Genomic DNA, 14,513 nt, shown 5'->3' on the forward strand with positions numbered 1-14,513 from the left:
GGGCGATTGTTTCTTGGCGATATGAAACTGATAATACTAACAGCTGTTATATCTTCTAATTTTTTGTAGCGGTGGAAGTAACTAGGAATAGGGGCAAGTCCGAAGACTAGAACGAGTGCAGATTTTTCTCAGAAAAATAAATCTGTCCTCTTTTTTACACGAGCAGATGACGACAGATAAAGGAGTTCCATTTATGCAAAAGCGCCTGCGCGATAGGCGTGGGGTACGATTGATTTAGGGAAGTAATTATGACTGTTATGAAAGTTGAAAAGAAAGATTTGAGTTTTTTGCTTGATAGTCTTTCATCTGTCATTGATTTTAATAAAGATTTGCCGATGAATGTCTTTGTCGGCGGTGGATTTTTATTTTGGTTTTTTGAGAGGCCATTGCTCTGTTACTTTGAGACTTTTGCTAGTTTGATATCGAATAGTGTTTCCAGCTTTAAGTCAGATGTGTTTGTAAAGTTTTCAGGAGGTGAAGCATTGGCAAACTCTTGTTTTTCTGTCGATGGAACCAACTTAGAGAAAGACATTAATTGGTTGAGCAAAAGTTCTGAAAATTTTTTTGATGGTTCGGTTGGTTATCCAGTTATTCTATGCGATAGCTCATGCAATTGGGTTGCTTTTGAAAGCGCATATGAGGAGTTTGGTGTTGTTGCTGTAAAAAAGTCAGGGCTGAAAGGAGGTTTTTATGAGTATTTAAACTCCAATTTTATCTCGATGGATGAGTTGGCGGAGCTGGCATCCGGCCCCTCTGCGGAGGGTAAAGTCGCAAAGGCTCTAATTTCTTCCTATCGTAGCTAGTCGGTGCGAAAGCAACGGTCAGTTCTCCGTCAAAATTTGGCGAAACCAAAGCAGTATTATTGTGAAAAAAGAGGTCAGACTACTATTCTTCTGGCGGAACACTAAACGTGGTTTGAACCCTATTTTTTATATTTTTATCTTTAAATTAAGAGAGTGCTATAGCATTGAGAATTTATGATGCTGTTTCAGAGTTGAAAAATGTTCGTCTGCGCCTTCCGGTGAAACAGGCGCTTCCTGACGATGCGGTGATTAGCGACTATGAAGCAGAATTGGGGGTATCGTTTTCAGAAGATTATAAATTTTTCGTGAGAGAGGCGAGTGATAGCGTCTATAACGGTAAAGATGCTCTTCAGTTGACCGTGAATAGAGACAGTCCGAGGGAGCTTGCGAATGCGGCTTTTGACGCCCGCGAACAAGGCATGCCAAAGTCATGGGTTCCCATTTGCGAAGATAACGGAAATTATTATTGTCTGCTTGAGGATGGCTCGATTCGATACTGGTCGCACGATGGGCTCTCTGCTGAGACTTGGCCTGATCTTGCTAACTGGGTAAAAAATGTATGGATTGATGGTGAGTGATTATCTACTGCGGAAGATAAATAAAAGCATACACAGCGTAATCGCGTACGTAACCGCGCATACCGCGACTCCAGAGTCTATGGAAAAATGGGGTCAGACCACCATTCTTCTGGCGCAGCACTAAACGTGGTCTGCCCCCTATTTTTGGCCGATCTTTTATAGCAAAGGGCCTATTTATGACGCTAATAAAAGGTATTTGAATCCTCAGGAGCAAAAAAGTGATATTCAACTCCTCTACTAACAAGTGGGTGCCAGAATGACTCCGTCTAACTATTTTTCAGTGTCTTGGACGGCACCAATTGTGCCATCTATATCTCTTGCCGGTATACCGCTGGGCGCCAGTGCCGAGGTGCTGAATTCTGTGTTGCTTAGGTATTTGTTTGATCCAATCAGGCAGCTTTATAAATTTGAAAATGCACCAAATCTTCCACTAAGAACCCACAGCTTGGACGAATTTGGAAATGGTGGATACTCTTTTTCTTTGTTTAAGTATGCCGTTATTAATGACCTGCTAAAAGGAACTCCCGCTCTATCGATAATGATCAGGAAGGGAAAGGTTTTTGCTATTAATATTTACGATTTCAGTTTTTCCGGGGAGTTTTTGAAAGAGCTTGTCTATAAGGGTGTTTTGCCAGCGGGTATTGGTTTAGGTAGTTTAGTCTCAGATTCGTTGATATTTACAATTTTAGATTTTGATAGCGCTGAAGAGTGGTTTTATACCGATCAGGATTATGGTGGGCTAGAAGTTACCGGTTGGGGAACCCCTCTGGAAGACCATCCAAATCAAGTTATTACTGCTTTATGTGTGATACCAGTATCGAATACGCCAGTCTAAGTAAACCGTGCTCGGCTAACACAAATCTTGCGCAGGGTTTTTTTGGACCCTATCTGCACCTTTTTTGTCACCTGAATGCAATCCCAGTAGCGATTGTTTTGTATTTTTTCTGCGCTCAGCCTCACGGCCTTAGGTCTATTTGCCCAGTACGCACTTTTTCAGCCTGATTCCTTAAAAGGAGTAAAGTCTCCAGATTCGCACCTTGCTCGTACCCTTTTCGTTATGAAATTGTCAGTGGCGGTGTATCTAATATGGGAGCTAATAAGTGAAGCCAAAAATGGTAGGGTGGTATCTATTGGGTACACTAGTGGTGTATTTTTTTCTGGTTTTTTTTGTAGCGGGTATTGTCGGTAATTTGCTTGTGGCGACAATTGCATATTTCAAGCTGGGTCATTGGGGGCTTGAGGCTGGCTTTATCAATGCCTCACTGAAAATAGCTCTTTACTGCGGGGTCCCAGTAGGTGCGGGTATTTGGATGTTGTCATGGTTGAAAAGTCGTAAAGACAACAGAAGGCACTAGTATTGGTTGGAGGTGATCCAGTCGGCGTTGGTAAACTGGCTAGCATGGATCACGCTCGAATTACCGCAGCCAGAGAGGCGGGGATCGACGTTCGTGAATTTGAACAACGGGACAGATTTAATTTCGCGATTCGAAGCTTACTTACAACGAAACCCCTCCGGCATCGTAACCGTGTAATTACGCTGCACCCGATCCTGAAAATTCAGATTGCGCAGCCCCTGCTCCACCAAAAAGGCTTCCACCTTCGCGGGCTGGCAGTCGTCGTTGTAGGACGATGCCCGCAGCAGGTACACCGCGCGCTTGCTCGTTTCATCCCGGGCGGTGGCCCTGAACGTGGTGAGGGTGGTGTAACCGGTGCGCTCAGAGGTGCCTACGGGGCCGTAGGTGGTGTTTGGGGTGCTGGTGCAGGTCAGCTGGTCGGTTTTCTTTTTGTTCTTCTTGCACTGGGTGGTGGTGCTGTTTGCCACCTGGCCGTATTCGGTGGCGGTATAGCGGTAGGTGACTTGCTTGCTGTCGACGTCCAGGGTGACGGTCATTTTGATCGGTGCGTGGTTTTTGGGCAGGGTGTTGTCGGTGAAGACGTTTCGAAAGCCCTGGTCCTTCATGGCGCTGACCATGTCGCGCAGGTAGTAGCGGGCGTTGAGTGCGTTTTCGTCGCTGCCGCCGGTGGATGTCACCATTACCGTGGCCTGGCGGTCGAAGTGGTAGTCGGGGTCAGGCGTTGCGTTGATCGCTACGTCCATTTGCGTGGCGCATCCACTGAGCATTGCGGTCAGTAGCAGTAGCGTGCAGAGCAAGAAGCGGGTCATGAAGGAAACCTTACAGCGACGAAATTGGTAAAGGCTGAACGATTGGGCCCAGCGAAAAATAACCCTCAATCGTCCTGCTGCGACACCGTGACGCCGTTAGGCCGGTCGCCATCAAATCGCAGGCAATAAAAAACCCCAAGGAACATTGTTCTTTGGGGTTTTTCGGTATTTTGGTGCCCAGAGACGGAATCGAACCGCCGACACGGGGATTTTCAATCCCCTGCTCTACCGACTGAGCTATCTGGGCAACGGGGCGCATTAAACGGGTTTTTCAGGGGGTCGTCAAGCAAGTTTTCAAAAAATATTTAATTATTACCGTCGCTTACGTGCCGACCCCGGTTTTTGATCAATTATTGAGCAGGCGGAACGTAGCCTTCGGCTTGGGCGTATTCCTCGCCGGAAAAGAACTTGTCCATTTCGCCCTGCAGGTATTTGCGGTCTTCGGCGTTCATCATGTTCAAACGTTTTTCGTTGATGAGCAGGGTCTGGTGTTTCTGCCAGTCGCCCCAGGCTTTGGCGGAGACGTGATCGTAGATGTCCTGGCCCTTGGCACCCGGAAAAGGGGCGCGGTCGAGTGCGGGCAGTTCTTCTTTGTACTTGCGGCACATGATGGTGCGGGTCATGACGACTCTCCTGCGTTCAATACTTCAGCCGCGCGCTTCAGCAATTTTTTTACCGGGGCGGCAAGGCCCAGGCGCGGCGGGGTGGCGAGGTTATACCAGAGCCAGTCGGCCTCGGCCACGTGATGGGCGCTTTCCTCGACCTGGACCAGCCAGGGTTCGATGGCCAGCTGGAAATGGCTGAAGGTGTGGATCAGCCCCGGCAGTTCCTGGTGCTTGCCCAGTGCCAGTGCGTGCTGGTTGGCCAGATGATCGAGATCTTCCAGGTCGTCCAGCTCCGGCAGGCTCCACAAACCGCCCCACAGGCCCGTGGAGGGGCGACGATAAAGCAGGATCGCGCCTTCGGCATTGGCCAGCATCGGCATCAGCGTGCGTTTCTGCGGGATGGTCTTGCGTGGCTTGGGGATCGGGTAGCGCGTCTCCAGGCCGAGCATGTGCGCTTCGCAGGCTTTTTCCAGCGGGCACAGCAGGCAGCTGGGTTTGCTGCGGGTACAAAGGGTCGCGCCCATGTCCATCATCGCCTGGGTGTAGGCGTTGACGCGGTCATGGGGCGTGAAGCGCTCTGCGGTGGCCCACAGCTGCTTGGCGACCTTGGGCTCGCCTGGGTAGCCCTCTTGCGCGGTAAAGCGTGCCAGCACGCGTTTTACGTTGCCGTCGAGGATCGGCGCGCGCAGGCCCATGCTTAGGCTGGCGATCGCTCCGGCGGTGGACAGGCCGATGCCTGGCAACTCGGTAAGCTTTTCGACATCCCTGGGAAATTCGCCACCGTAGTCGGCTACCACGATCTTTGCGGTTTTTTGCAGGTTACGTGCCCGGGTGTAGTAGCCCAGGCCGGTCCACAGGTGCAGCACTTCGTCTTCCGGCGCGGCGGCCAGGGCTTCGACCGTCGGCAGGGACGCCATGAACCGGTCGAAGTAATTGAGCACGGTGCTGACCTGGGTCTGTTGCAGCATGATTTCCGACACCCACACCCGATAAGGCGTAATGCCTTGTTGCCAGGGCAGGTCGTGGCGACCGTGGCGGTCGTACCAGTCGAGTACCGCCTCTGAAAACTGCTCGTTTCTCATCGGTTGAACAAGCCTTTCAGTGCGTCTTTGAGCTTTGGATTCACTTTGTCGAGCTTCTCTTCGAGCTTCTCGTTGAGGCGATTGCCCGCCGCCTTGATGGCGACCTGGCCAAGCCCGTCCTTGTCCAGGCGGCAGGCCTTGGCGCCCAGTTCCAGCGGGCCACGGCAACGCAGCGGCACTTCGATGCCCTGGAAGTTGGCGCCGACCTGGCAGGCCGGATCCGGCACGTCGCGCTGGTCGCCTTCGACGATGATGCCCACGCGGTAGTCCATGCCCAGCACGCGCAGGTCGACATCGCCATCGCCGTTGAGCGTCAGCCCCGGAATGCGCACCTTCAGGTCAGGGTTACTGGCCACGCCATTGCGGAACGTCAGGTTGCCGCGCAGTTCCTGGAAGGGCGTGTCCTTGCCTTGTGGCGTGGTGCTCAGGGTCTTGCGGTTGAGCAGGGCGATACCGGTACACAGTTGTTGTTCGATGTTGGCATTGAGCAACACACCGTTGTTGATCACGACGTTGGCGGTGCCGTTGAGGCTGTCGATCAGGGCCTTCTGGCTGTTGCCTCGGCCACTCAGGTTGCTGTCGAGGGTAATCAGGCCCTTGACCGGCGGGTTTTTCCCCTGGGCCTGCAGGATGCGTTCGACGGGCACTTGCTTGATATGACTTTGCAGCGCCAGCAGCGGGATGTCCTGGCGCACGTCGAGGCTGCCGTTGGCCTGGAATGTACCGTTGTAGAGGCCGCCGCTGAGGCTGTCGAGCTTGAGCTGACCGTCGATGCCGGAGGCTTTCAATACTGCATTCTGGATCGGCAACTGGCTCAAGGTCAGCTGACCAAAGGCGAGGTCAGCGTTCACATCCAGGCTGCGCAGGCGGGTCAGCGGCAGCAGTTTGTCGCTGCTCCAGGCGCCCTTGGTCGGCGCTTCCGGCAGCGGTGTGGTGCCGCCGGCGGCCATCGCCCCCGCTTCGCTGCTCTGCACTTCGGCCTGGCGTGCGGCGGTGGCGCCTTTGGCGGCTTCGGATTTGGCCGGCAGGTAATTGTCGGCGTTGAAGGTATCGCCCTTGAGCTGCACGCGCAGGGACTGCTTGGCGAAATCATCCACAGCGACGCGACCGGTGAAGGTGCTGCCGTCGAGTTTCAGGTTCAGGTCTTCCAGCGCAACGCTGGTCGGCGTGCCCTGGAGGCGGCTGACCAGTTCGACTTTGCTCAGGCTGCCCGGTGCCATCGCTGGCAACGGGTGGCCGACGCTCTCGAGAAACTTCGCCAGGTCGAACTGGGCGACCGACAACGCGCCGCTGACCTGCGGGGTTTTGTCCAGGTCATTGACCCGCAGTTCGCCCAGGGCGCGCAATTGGTTGGCCGAAAGTTTCAGGTTGGTCCATTCGGCAAAGTTGGCCGCCAGGTCCACCAGCACTTGGCCCTGGGTGGAGAAGGTCAGGGTCTTGCCTTGCAGGGGCTCGCCGGTGGCTTCCCCGCTCAGGCGCATGTCTTCGAACTGGTAGCGTTTGAGCGCCCGTTGGATGCGTAGATTGCCGTTCAGCTCGGTCTTGAGCCGCATGACCGGTTGGTTGCTGCCCAGGAACGCGGTGAGTTTCAGCGGAATGTTGGCGCCTTCGTGGATCGCGCCGGCGCTGAGCTGGATGCTCTCGGCGCTGAATTGCTTGCCGGTCTGTTCATCGTTGTATTCAACGCGGGCGTTGTTGATGGTCAGGCTGTCGATGTCCAGGCGGATCGGCTGCGGCGGTTTTTCCGGCTTGGTTTCGGCCACCGGCTCGACTGGCGCGGGAGCGGGGGTGCCCGTGGGTTCATCGGGCAGGTTCTTGCCGATGTCTTCCCAGTTGCCGTGGCCGTTCTTGTCGCGGTTGAGGCGCAGGTTCAGGCCTTCGACGCGCACATCGCTCATCTGCACTTCACGGCGCAGCAGCGGCAGCACGCGTACCGACAGGCCGAGCATCTGCAGGTCGGCGAACGGTTGGGTCGGGTTGGTCAGGGTCGCCACCCCGGCTTCGTGCAGCTCCAGGCCCAGCCAGGGGAACAGGCTCCAGCCGATGTCGCCATTGAGCGTCAGCTCGATGTGGGCCTTGTCGCGGGCAATCTGGCGAATTTCTTCTTTGTAGTCGTTGGGATCGAAGAGATGGGTCAGGGCAAAGCCGAGAGCCACAATGATCAGCAACAGCCCGAGAAATACCAGACCCAGGATTTTGCCGAACGCTTTCATGGGCGAGTCCTTGTATGTCGATTTCAAAATTTAGCCGCAGAGTATAACGCCCGACGGCCTGCATCAGTTCGTGGATCGTTACATTGTATCTACGACCGCCGAAACAAGATTCTGGCGTCAAAAAAACCGATTTGCTGAAAAAAGTGATGTCACTTTGGTTTTTCTCACGTCCGCAAGTGCTAATCTCTGCGCGTTCGTCCGCCTTCTGCGACGTATCGTCGCGCCAAAATGGAGTTTCACCCAAAAAAACGGTCACGCTTTGCGTGCAAGGCCGAGGGGGAGAGCGCCTGACGGACGCATACCAATAACTGGGGGAAACACCAATGAGCACTAGCACTGCGGCCGATATCAACGCCGCACCGCCTGCGTTCCTGTCCAAGGAACGCATTATCGCCAAGCCCGGCTTCAACCGCTGGCTGGTTCCGCCGGCCGCCCTGGCCATTCACCTGTGCATCGGCATGGCCTACGGTTTCTCGGTGTTCTGGTTGCCGCTGTCCAAGGCGCTGGGTATCACCGCACCGGTCGCCTGCGCGCCGGACATGGGCTTCATCGCCCAGGTCTTTTCGTCCCAATGCGACTGGCCCATCTCCATGCTGGGCTGGATCTACACCCTGTTCTTCATCTTCCTGGGCTGCTCGGCAGCGATCTGGGGCGGCTGGCTGGAACACGCCGGGCCACGCAAGGCCGGTGTCGTGTCGGCACTGTGCTGGTGTGGTGGCCTGCTGATCTCGGCCTTGGGTATCTATACCCACCAGATCTGGCTGATGTGGATCGGCTCCGGGGTCATTGGCGGTATCGGTCTGGGCCTGGGCTATATCTCGCCGGTATCGACCCTGATCAAATGGTTCCCGGACAAGCGCGGCATGGCCACCGGCATGGCGATCATGGGCTTCGGTGGCGGCGCGATGGTCGGTGCACCGCTGGCCGCAGCATTGATGGGCCACTTCGCTTCGCCGACCAGCGTGGGCGTATGGCAAAGCTTTTTGGTGATGGCTGCGATTTACTTCGTGTTCATGATCGGCGGCGCACTCTCGTATCGCGTGCCGCCGACCGGCTGGAAGCCTGAGGGCTGGACCGCGCCGGCGAAAAAAGCCAGCAACGCGATGATCACCCACCGTCATGTGCATGTGAACGTGGCGTGGAAAACCCCGCAATTCCGTCTGGTATGGCTGGTGCTGTGCCTGAACGTGTCGGCCGGTATCGGCATCCTCGGCATGGCGTCGCCACTGTTGCAGGAAGTGTTCGGCGGCAAGCTGCTGGGTGTGGATGTGCCGTTTGGTCAACTGGATGCCGGGCAACTGGCGTCAATTGCAGCCATCGCGGCAGGCTTCACCGGGTTGTTGAGCCTGTTCAACATCGGTGGCCGGTTCTTCTGGGCGTCGTTCTCCGACTACCTGGGCCGTAAAAATACCTACTTCGTGTTCTTCGCCCTGGGCTTTGCCCTGTACGCGCTGATCCCGAACCTGGGGCACCTGGGCAACGTGGCACTGTTCGTGGCGGCGTTCTGCATCATTCTGTCGATGTACGGCGGTGGTTTTGCGACGGTGCCGGCTTACCTGGCGGACCTGTTCGGTACGCAAATGGTCGGCGCGATCCATGGTCGCCTGTTGACCGCCTGGGCTGCGGCCGGCGTGCTGGGCCCGGTGTTGGTGAACTACCTGCGTGAATATCAGCTGAGCATCGGCGTCGAGCGCGCCGCAGCCTATGACATCACCTTGTACATCCTCGCCGGCCTCCTGGTGCTGGGCTTTATCTGCAACCTGCTGGTGCGTCCGGTCGCCGACAAGTACTTCATGACCGACGCGGAACTTGCCGCCGAACAGGCGCTGGGCCATGACAAAGGTGCTGATGCCAGCACTTCGCTGGAGTGGAAAGCGGCTCCTGGCACCGTGCCCATGGCGATCGCCGCCTGGCTGGTGGTGGGCATTCCGCTGGCGTGGGGTGTGTGGGTGACGCTGCAGAAGACGGCTGTACTGTTCCACTAACACTGCAAAACCTTTGTGCCTGATCGTTCCCGCGCTCCGCGTGGGAATGCATCCCGTGACGCTCCGCGTTACCAGCGCGCAGGCTCTGAGTCTTACACCTGTTGGCGGGACGCGGAGCGTCCCAGGCGGCATTCCCACGCAGAGCGTGGGAATGATCTTCGCGCACCATGCTGGGGCGCTTTGATCAACTCGTCAGTCTTATCCCCTCCGATGTTTCTGTTTAGCGCCCGCGCCCCTATAATGGCTGCCTTTTTCGCCCAATGATTTGCGGAGCTGGTGATGGTCGAACGTATGGCGTCCGTCGAGCGCGACACTCTGGAAACCCAGATCAAAGCCTCGATCAACCTGGATGGCACCGGAAAGGCCCGATTTGATATCGGTGTCCCTTTTCTTGAGCACATGCTGGACCAGATCGCCCGTCACGGGCTGATCGACCTGGATATCGTCAGCAAGGGCGACCTGCATATCGACGACCACCACACGGTGGAAGACGTAGGCATCACCCTCGGCCAGGCATTTGCCAAGGCCATCGGCGACAAAAAAGGCATTCGTCGCTACGGCCACGCCTATGTCCCGCTGGATGAAGCGCTGTCGCGCGTAGTCATCGACTTCTCCGGCCGCCCAGGCCTGCAGATGCACGTGCCCTACACCCGCGCCACCGTGGGCGGCTTCGATGTCGACCTGTTCCAGGAATTCTTCCAGGGTTTCGTCAACCACGCACTCGTCAGCCTGCACATCGACAACCTGCGCGGCACCAACACCCACCACCAGATCGAAACCGTGTTCAAGGCCTTCGGCCGCGCGTTGCGCATGGCCGTCGAGCTCGATGACCGCATGGCCGGGCAAATGCCGTCGACCAAGGGCGTTTTGTAATGCAGACGGTCGCGGTTATCGATTACGGCATGGGTAACCTGCACTCGGTGGCCAAGGCCCTCGAGCACGTCGGGGCCGGCAAGGTGCTGATCACCAGCGATGCCAGCGTGATTCGCGAAGCCGACCGCGTGGTGTTCCCAGGCGTGGGCGCGATTCGCGACTGCATGGCCGAGATCCGCCGTTTGGGCTTTGACAGCCTGGTGCGTGAAGTCAGCCAGGACCGCCCGTTCCTCGGCATCTGCGTGGGTATGCAAGCCTTGCTCGACAGCAGTGAAGAGAACGACGGCGTTGACTGCATCGGCCTGTTCCCAGGCCAGGTGAAGTTCTTTGGCAAGGACCTGCATGAAGACGGCGCCCACCTGAAAGTCCCGCACATGGGCTGGAACGAAGTGCGCCAGAGCATGGATCACCCGCTGTGGCACGAAGTGCCGGACATGGCGCGCTTCTACTTCGTGCACAGCTACTACATCGCCGCCGGTAAACCGGAGCAGGTGGTGGGTGGCGGGCACTACGGCGTCGACTTCGCCGCCGCGCTGGCCGACGGTTCGCGCTTTGCCGTGCAGTTCCACCCGGAGAAGAGCCATACCCATGGCCTGCAATTGCTGCAGAACTTTGCCGCGTGGGACGGTCGCTGGTAAATGGCCAAGAAGCCCAAGCCGCCGATCTTGAACCTTACGCCTGAGCAGGAACGTGAGGCTACTGACAAGATCAAGCGTTTCATGGAGGACCGCTTCGAGCTCAAGCTGGGCTCGTTCGAGGTCGCCGAGATTCTTGAGCTGTTCACCACCGAAGTGGCGCCGCACTATTACAACAGGGCGATTTTCGATACGCAGACGCTCCTTAAAGAAAGGTTCGAAAGCATCGAAAGCGACTTGTGGTCGCTTGAGAAACCCTGATTTCCCAAGCATTGCTGAATATCGAATAAGGTTTGCCAGATGCTGATTATCCCCGCTATCGATCTCAAGGACGGCGCCTGCGTACGTCTGCGCCAAGGCCGCATGGAAGATTCCACCGTGTTCTCCGATGACCCGGTGAGCATGGCTGCCAAATGGGTGGAAGGGGGCTGCCGTCGTCTGCATCTGGTGGACTTGAACGGCGCCTTCGAAGGCCAGCCGGTCAATGGCGAGGTGGTCACCGCCATCGCCAGGCGCTACCCGAACCTGCCGATCCAGATCGGCGGCGGCATCCGTTCCCTGGAAACCATCGAGCACTACGTCAAGGCCGGCGTGAGCTACGTGATCATCGGCACCAAGGCCGTGAAAGATCCGGCCTTCGTTGCCGAAGCCTGCCGCGCCTTCCCAGGCAAAGTGATCGTGGGCCTGGACGCCAAAGACGGCTTCGTCGCCACCGACGGCTGGGCTGAGATCAGCACTGTGCAAGTGATCGACCTGGCCAGGCAGTTCGAAGCCGACGGCGTGTCCGCTATCGTTTATACCGACATCGCCAAAGACGGCATGATGCAGGGCTGCAACGTGCCGTTCACCGCAGCGCTGGCGGCGGCGACGAAGATTCCGGTGATTGCGTCCGGTGGTATCCACAACCTGGGCGATATCAAGTCGCTGCTGGACGCCAAGGCGCCTGGCATCATCGGCGCCATCACCGGCCGCGCGATCTACGAAGGTACCCTGGACGTCGCCGAAGCCCAGGCTTACTGCGATGCCTACAACGGCTGAGGACTGACCATGGCGCTGGCCAAACGCATCATCCCTTGCCTGGACGTCGACAACGGTCGCGTGGTCAAGGGCGTCAAGTTCGAGAACATCCGGGATGCCGGCGACCCGGTGGAAATCGCCCGTCGCTACGATGAGCAAGGTGCCGACGAAATTACCTTTCTCGACATCACCGCCAGCGTCGACGGCCGCGACACCACCTTGCACACCGTCGAGCGCATGGCCAGCCAGGTGTTTATCCCGCTGACCGTGGGCGGCGGCGTGCGCACCGTGCAGGACATCCGCAATCTGCTCAATGCCGGCGCGGACAAGGTCTCGATCAACACGGCGGCGGTGTTCAACCCGGAGTTCGTCGGCGAGGCCGCGCAGCACTTCGGCTCGCAGTGCATCGTGATTGCTATCGACGCCAAGAAAGTCTCCGGCCCTGGCGAAACCCCGCGCTGGGAGATCTTCACCCATGGCGGGCGCAAGCCCACCGGTTTGGACGCGGTGGAATGGGCGATGAAGATGGAAGGCCTGGGCGCCGGTGAAATCCTGCTGACCAGCATGGACCAGGACGGCATGAAAAACGGCTTCGACCTGGGCGTGACGCGCGCCATCAGCGACGCGCTGGGCATCCCGGTAATCGCCTCCGGTGGGGTCGGCAACCTGCAGCACTTGGCCGATGGCGTCATCGAAGGCCACGCCAGCGCGGTGCTGGCGGCGAGTATTTTCCACTTCGGCGAATACACGGTCCCCGAGGCCAAGGCCTACATGGCCGCGCGCGGTATCGTCGTTCGCTAAACGCTGGACACCATGGCAGGCTCGCGGCACTCTCTGCGCTTGCCATGGATTCCGGTAGCCTTCATGTTCAAACACCTGCTGCTCGCCCTCGCCAGTTCCTCCATGCTCATGGTGGCTACGGCACACGCCGAAGAATCGTCCGACGCCTCCCTGGTGTTACTGACGGAAAATTTCCCGCCCTACAACATGGCGAAAAACGGCAAGAATTTCGCCAAGGACGAGAACATCGAAGGCATCGCCGTGGACATCGTGCGGGAAACTTTCAAGCGCGCCAGCATTTCCTACAATCTCACGTTACGGTTTCCTTGGGAGCGAATCTACAAACTCGCCCTGGAAAAGCCTGGCTATGGCGTGTTCGTCATGGCGCGTTTGCCGGACCGTGAAGCCTTGTTCAAATGGGTCGGCCCCATCGGCCCGGACGATTGGGTGCTGCTGGCCAAGGCTGACAGCAAGATCCAGCTCGACGGCCTTGAGCAGGCGCGCCGCTACAGGATTGGCGCCTACAAGGGCGATGCCATTGCCCAGAGCCTGGACAAGCAGGGGCTCAAGCCGATTGTCGCCTTGCGTGACCAGGATAATGCGCAAAAGCTCATGGAGGGCCAGATAGACCTGTGGGCCACCGGCGATCCCGCTGGCCGTTACCTGGCGCGGCAGGTGGGGGTGAACGGGCTCAAGACCGTACTGCGCTTCAACAGTGCGCAGCTTTACTTGGCGTTGAACAAGGAGGTGCCGGATGAATTGGTGGCCAGGCTTCAGGCCGCGCTGGATGAATTACGCAAGAGCGGTCGAGTAGACGAAATCATGGCGCGTTACCTCTAAAGGTTGCAGTTCCCATGCGGCGCAGGGGAATCAGCAGAATAAACGCGGTCAAAAATGTGGGAGGGGGCTTGCTCCCGATGGCGGAGTGTCAGTCAATACATTAGGGGCTGGCCCACCGCATCGGGAGCAAGCCCCCTCCCACATTGGATCTTCGCAGCCTTCATTTAGCGGTAAATGCCGTCTTTGCCGTGCCCGGCCATCGCCCGGTTACTGCGCACGCTGATCATCAACTTGATATCGATCCACTCCACACCCTGGGCCTTGAGCTTGGGCAGCTCGCGCTCGAGCACCGCCAGCGTTTGCGGATAAGGATGCCCGATCATCACCGCCGAACCCTGCTTGTGCGCCAGCTTGATTGCGGTTTGCAACTGCGTGGTAATCGCCGCCTCGGTGCGTTCGTCATCGAGGAATACATCCCGCGAAACATGCGCCAAACCAATCTTTTGCGCCTCAGCCGCAGCCACCGTTTGTGCGCTGGTACGGCTGTCCACAAAGAACTTGTGGCGCCGCTGCAGCTCGCCCATTAACCACGCCATCGCTGCCGGCTGCGCGGTCATGCGGCTGCCCATATGGTTATTGATGCCAGCGGTGTAGGGCACGGCCTCGAACGCCGCGTCCAGGCGCTTGCCCAGCTCTTCGAGGGATAGCTCAGGGTGCCAGGCGAACGGCCCGGTGGCCGGGTCCATGGGCATGTGCAGGATGACAATCTTGCCGGCCTTGTGGGCTTCGCGGGCGAATTCGGCGGCGTGGGGGGTGTCGGGCATGATCGCGGTGGTGACCGGCCCAGGCAGGGCCAGCACGCGACGATCCCTGGGCAGGTTTTGCCCCAGGTCGTCGATGATCAGGGTCAGGTAGGCTTTGTGCGGCTCGCCGGCCGGCGTCGCTTGGGCGAATCCGGCCAGGCTGCACAGCACCGCGATAATCAGTGCAACACGCAT

The 14,513-nt window shown here is 57.5% G+C and carries 15 protein-coding genes and 1 tRNA gene; 10 read left to right on the plus strand and 6 right to left on the minus strand.

Annotated features, from left to right (window positions below; all coding sequences use genetic code 11):
* Positions 1 to 248 precede the first annotated feature (248 nt).
* The 3 genes from C4J84_RS01770 (at position 249) to C4J84_RS01780 (ending at position 2,216) form a co-directional block, all read left to right on the plus strand.
* Complete coding sequence (locus C4J84_RS01770) at positions 249 to 803, plus strand: hypothetical protein (protein WP_124434841.1); 555 nt, start codon at positions 249 to 251, stop codon at positions 801 to 803.
* A 164-nt stretch (positions 804 to 967) separates the two neighbouring features.
* Positions 968 to 1,381 (plus strand): SMI1/KNR4 family protein, encoded by a 414-nt coding sequence (locus C4J84_RS01775; protein ID WP_256681377.1) that lies wholly within the window; start codon positions 968 to 970, stop codon positions 1,379 to 1,381.
* 256 nt (positions 1,382 to 1,637) lie between these two features.
* Positions 1,638 to 2,216, plus strand: coding sequence for a hypothetical protein (locus tag C4J84_RS01780; protein WP_256681378.1), 579 nt, complete (start codon positions 1,638 to 1,640; stop codon positions 2,214 to 2,216).
* Between the two features lie 657 nt (positions 2,217 to 2,873).
* Here the strand turns inward: C4J84_RS01780 and C4J84_RS01785 are convergent.
* From C4J84_RS01785 to C4J84_RS01805, 5 genes are all read right to left on the minus strand, one after another.
* Complete coding sequence (locus tag C4J84_RS01785; protein ID WP_124434843.1) at positions 2,874 to 3,545, minus strand: hypothetical protein; 672 nt, start codon at positions 3,543 to 3,545, stop codon at positions 2,874 to 2,876.
* Positions 3,546 to 3,716: 171 nt separating this feature from the next.
* A tRNA-Phe gene (locus C4J84_RS01790) sits at positions 3,717 to 3,792 on the minus strand.
* A 103-nt stretch (positions 3,793 to 3,895) separates the two neighbouring features.
* Positions 3,896 to 4,168 (minus strand): oxidative damage protection protein, encoded by a 273-nt coding sequence (locus C4J84_RS01795; protein ID WP_124369258.1) that lies wholly within the window; start codon positions 4,166 to 4,168, stop codon positions 3,896 to 3,898.
* Entirely contained in the window at positions 4,165 to 5,232 is a 1,068-nt protein-coding gene (mutY, locus tag C4J84_RS01800; RefSeq protein ID WP_124434844.1) for an A/G-specific adenine glycosylase, read from the minus strand. The genes C4J84_RS01795 and mutY overlap by 4 nt, the downstream gene beginning before the upstream one ends.
* Complete coding sequence (locus C4J84_RS01805) at positions 5,229 to 7,445, minus strand: AsmA family protein (RefSeq protein ID WP_124434845.1); 2,217 nt, start codon at positions 7,443 to 7,445, stop codon at positions 5,229 to 5,231. Before C4J84_RS01805 ends, mutY begins: the two co-directional genes overlap by 4 nt.
* A gap of 323 nt (positions 7,446 to 7,768) precedes the next feature.
* Here C4J84_RS01805 and C4J84_RS01810 point away from each other — a divergent pair, with 323 nt between their 5' ends.
* From C4J84_RS01810 to C4J84_RS01840, 7 genes are all read left to right on the plus strand, one after another.
* Positions 7,769 to 9,430, plus strand: a complete 1,662-nt coding sequence (locus C4J84_RS01810) for an OFA family MFS transporter (RefSeq protein WP_124365484.1) — start codon at positions 7,769 to 7,771, stop codon at positions 9,428 to 9,430.
* 279 nt (positions 9,431 to 9,709) lie between these two features.
* Positions 9,710 to 10,303: an imidazoleglycerol-phosphate dehydratase HisB gene (hisB, locus tag C4J84_RS01815; protein ID WP_003237513.1), complete on the plus strand. Its 594-nt coding sequence runs from the start codon at positions 9,710 to 9,712 to the stop codon at positions 10,301 to 10,303.
* Positions 10,303 to 10,941 carry an imidazole glycerol phosphate synthase subunit HisH gene (gene hisH, locus C4J84_RS01820; RefSeq protein WP_124402789.1) on the plus strand — a complete coding sequence of 213 codons (639 nt, stop codon included), beginning with the start codon at positions 10,303 to 10,305 and terminating at the stop codon, positions 10,939 to 10,941. Before hisB ends, hisH begins: the two co-directional genes overlap by 1 nt.
* Positions 10,942 to 11,199 carry a DUF2164 domain-containing protein gene (locus tag C4J84_RS01825; RefSeq protein ID WP_005783916.1) on the plus strand — a complete coding sequence of 86 codons (258 nt, stop codon included), beginning with the start codon at positions 10,942 to 10,944 and terminating at the stop codon, positions 11,197 to 11,199.
* A 39-nt stretch (positions 11,200 to 11,238) separates the two neighbouring features.
* On the plus strand, positions 11,239 to 11,976 hold the full coding sequence (gene hisA / locus C4J84_RS01830; RefSeq protein WP_027605077.1) for a 1-(5-phosphoribosyl)-5-[(5-phosphoribosylamino)methylideneamino]imidazole-4-carboxamide isomerase: 738 nt from the start codon (positions 11,239 to 11,241) through the stop codon (positions 11,974 to 11,976).
* Positions 11,977 to 11,985: 9 nt separating this feature from the next.
* Complete coding sequence (gene hisF, locus C4J84_RS01835; RefSeq protein ID WP_124434846.1) at positions 11,986 to 12,756, plus strand: imidazole glycerol phosphate synthase subunit HisF; 771 nt, start codon at positions 11,986 to 11,988, stop codon at positions 12,754 to 12,756.
* 63 nt (positions 12,757 to 12,819) lie between these two features.
* Positions 12,820 to 13,575, plus strand: coding sequence for an ABC transporter substrate-binding protein (locus C4J84_RS01840; RefSeq protein WP_124434847.1), 756 nt, complete (start codon positions 12,820 to 12,822; stop codon positions 13,573 to 13,575).
* Positions 13,576 to 13,739: 164 nt separating this feature from the next.
* Here the strand turns inward: C4J84_RS01840 and C4J84_RS01845 are convergent, their stop codons facing one another.
* The gene (locus tag C4J84_RS01845; protein ID WP_124434848.1) at positions 13,740 to 14,513 is read right to left on the minus strand and encodes a divergent polysaccharide deacetylase family protein; all 774 of its coding nucleotides are present in this window, start codon (positions 14,511 to 14,513) and stop codon (positions 13,740 to 13,742) included.

Origin of the sequence: Pseudomonas sp. R11-23-07 (genome assembly GCF_003852295.1) — a bacterium.
Taxonomy (GTDB): Bacteria; Pseudomonadota; Gammaproteobacteria; order Pseudomonadales; family Pseudomonadaceae; genus Aquipseudomonas.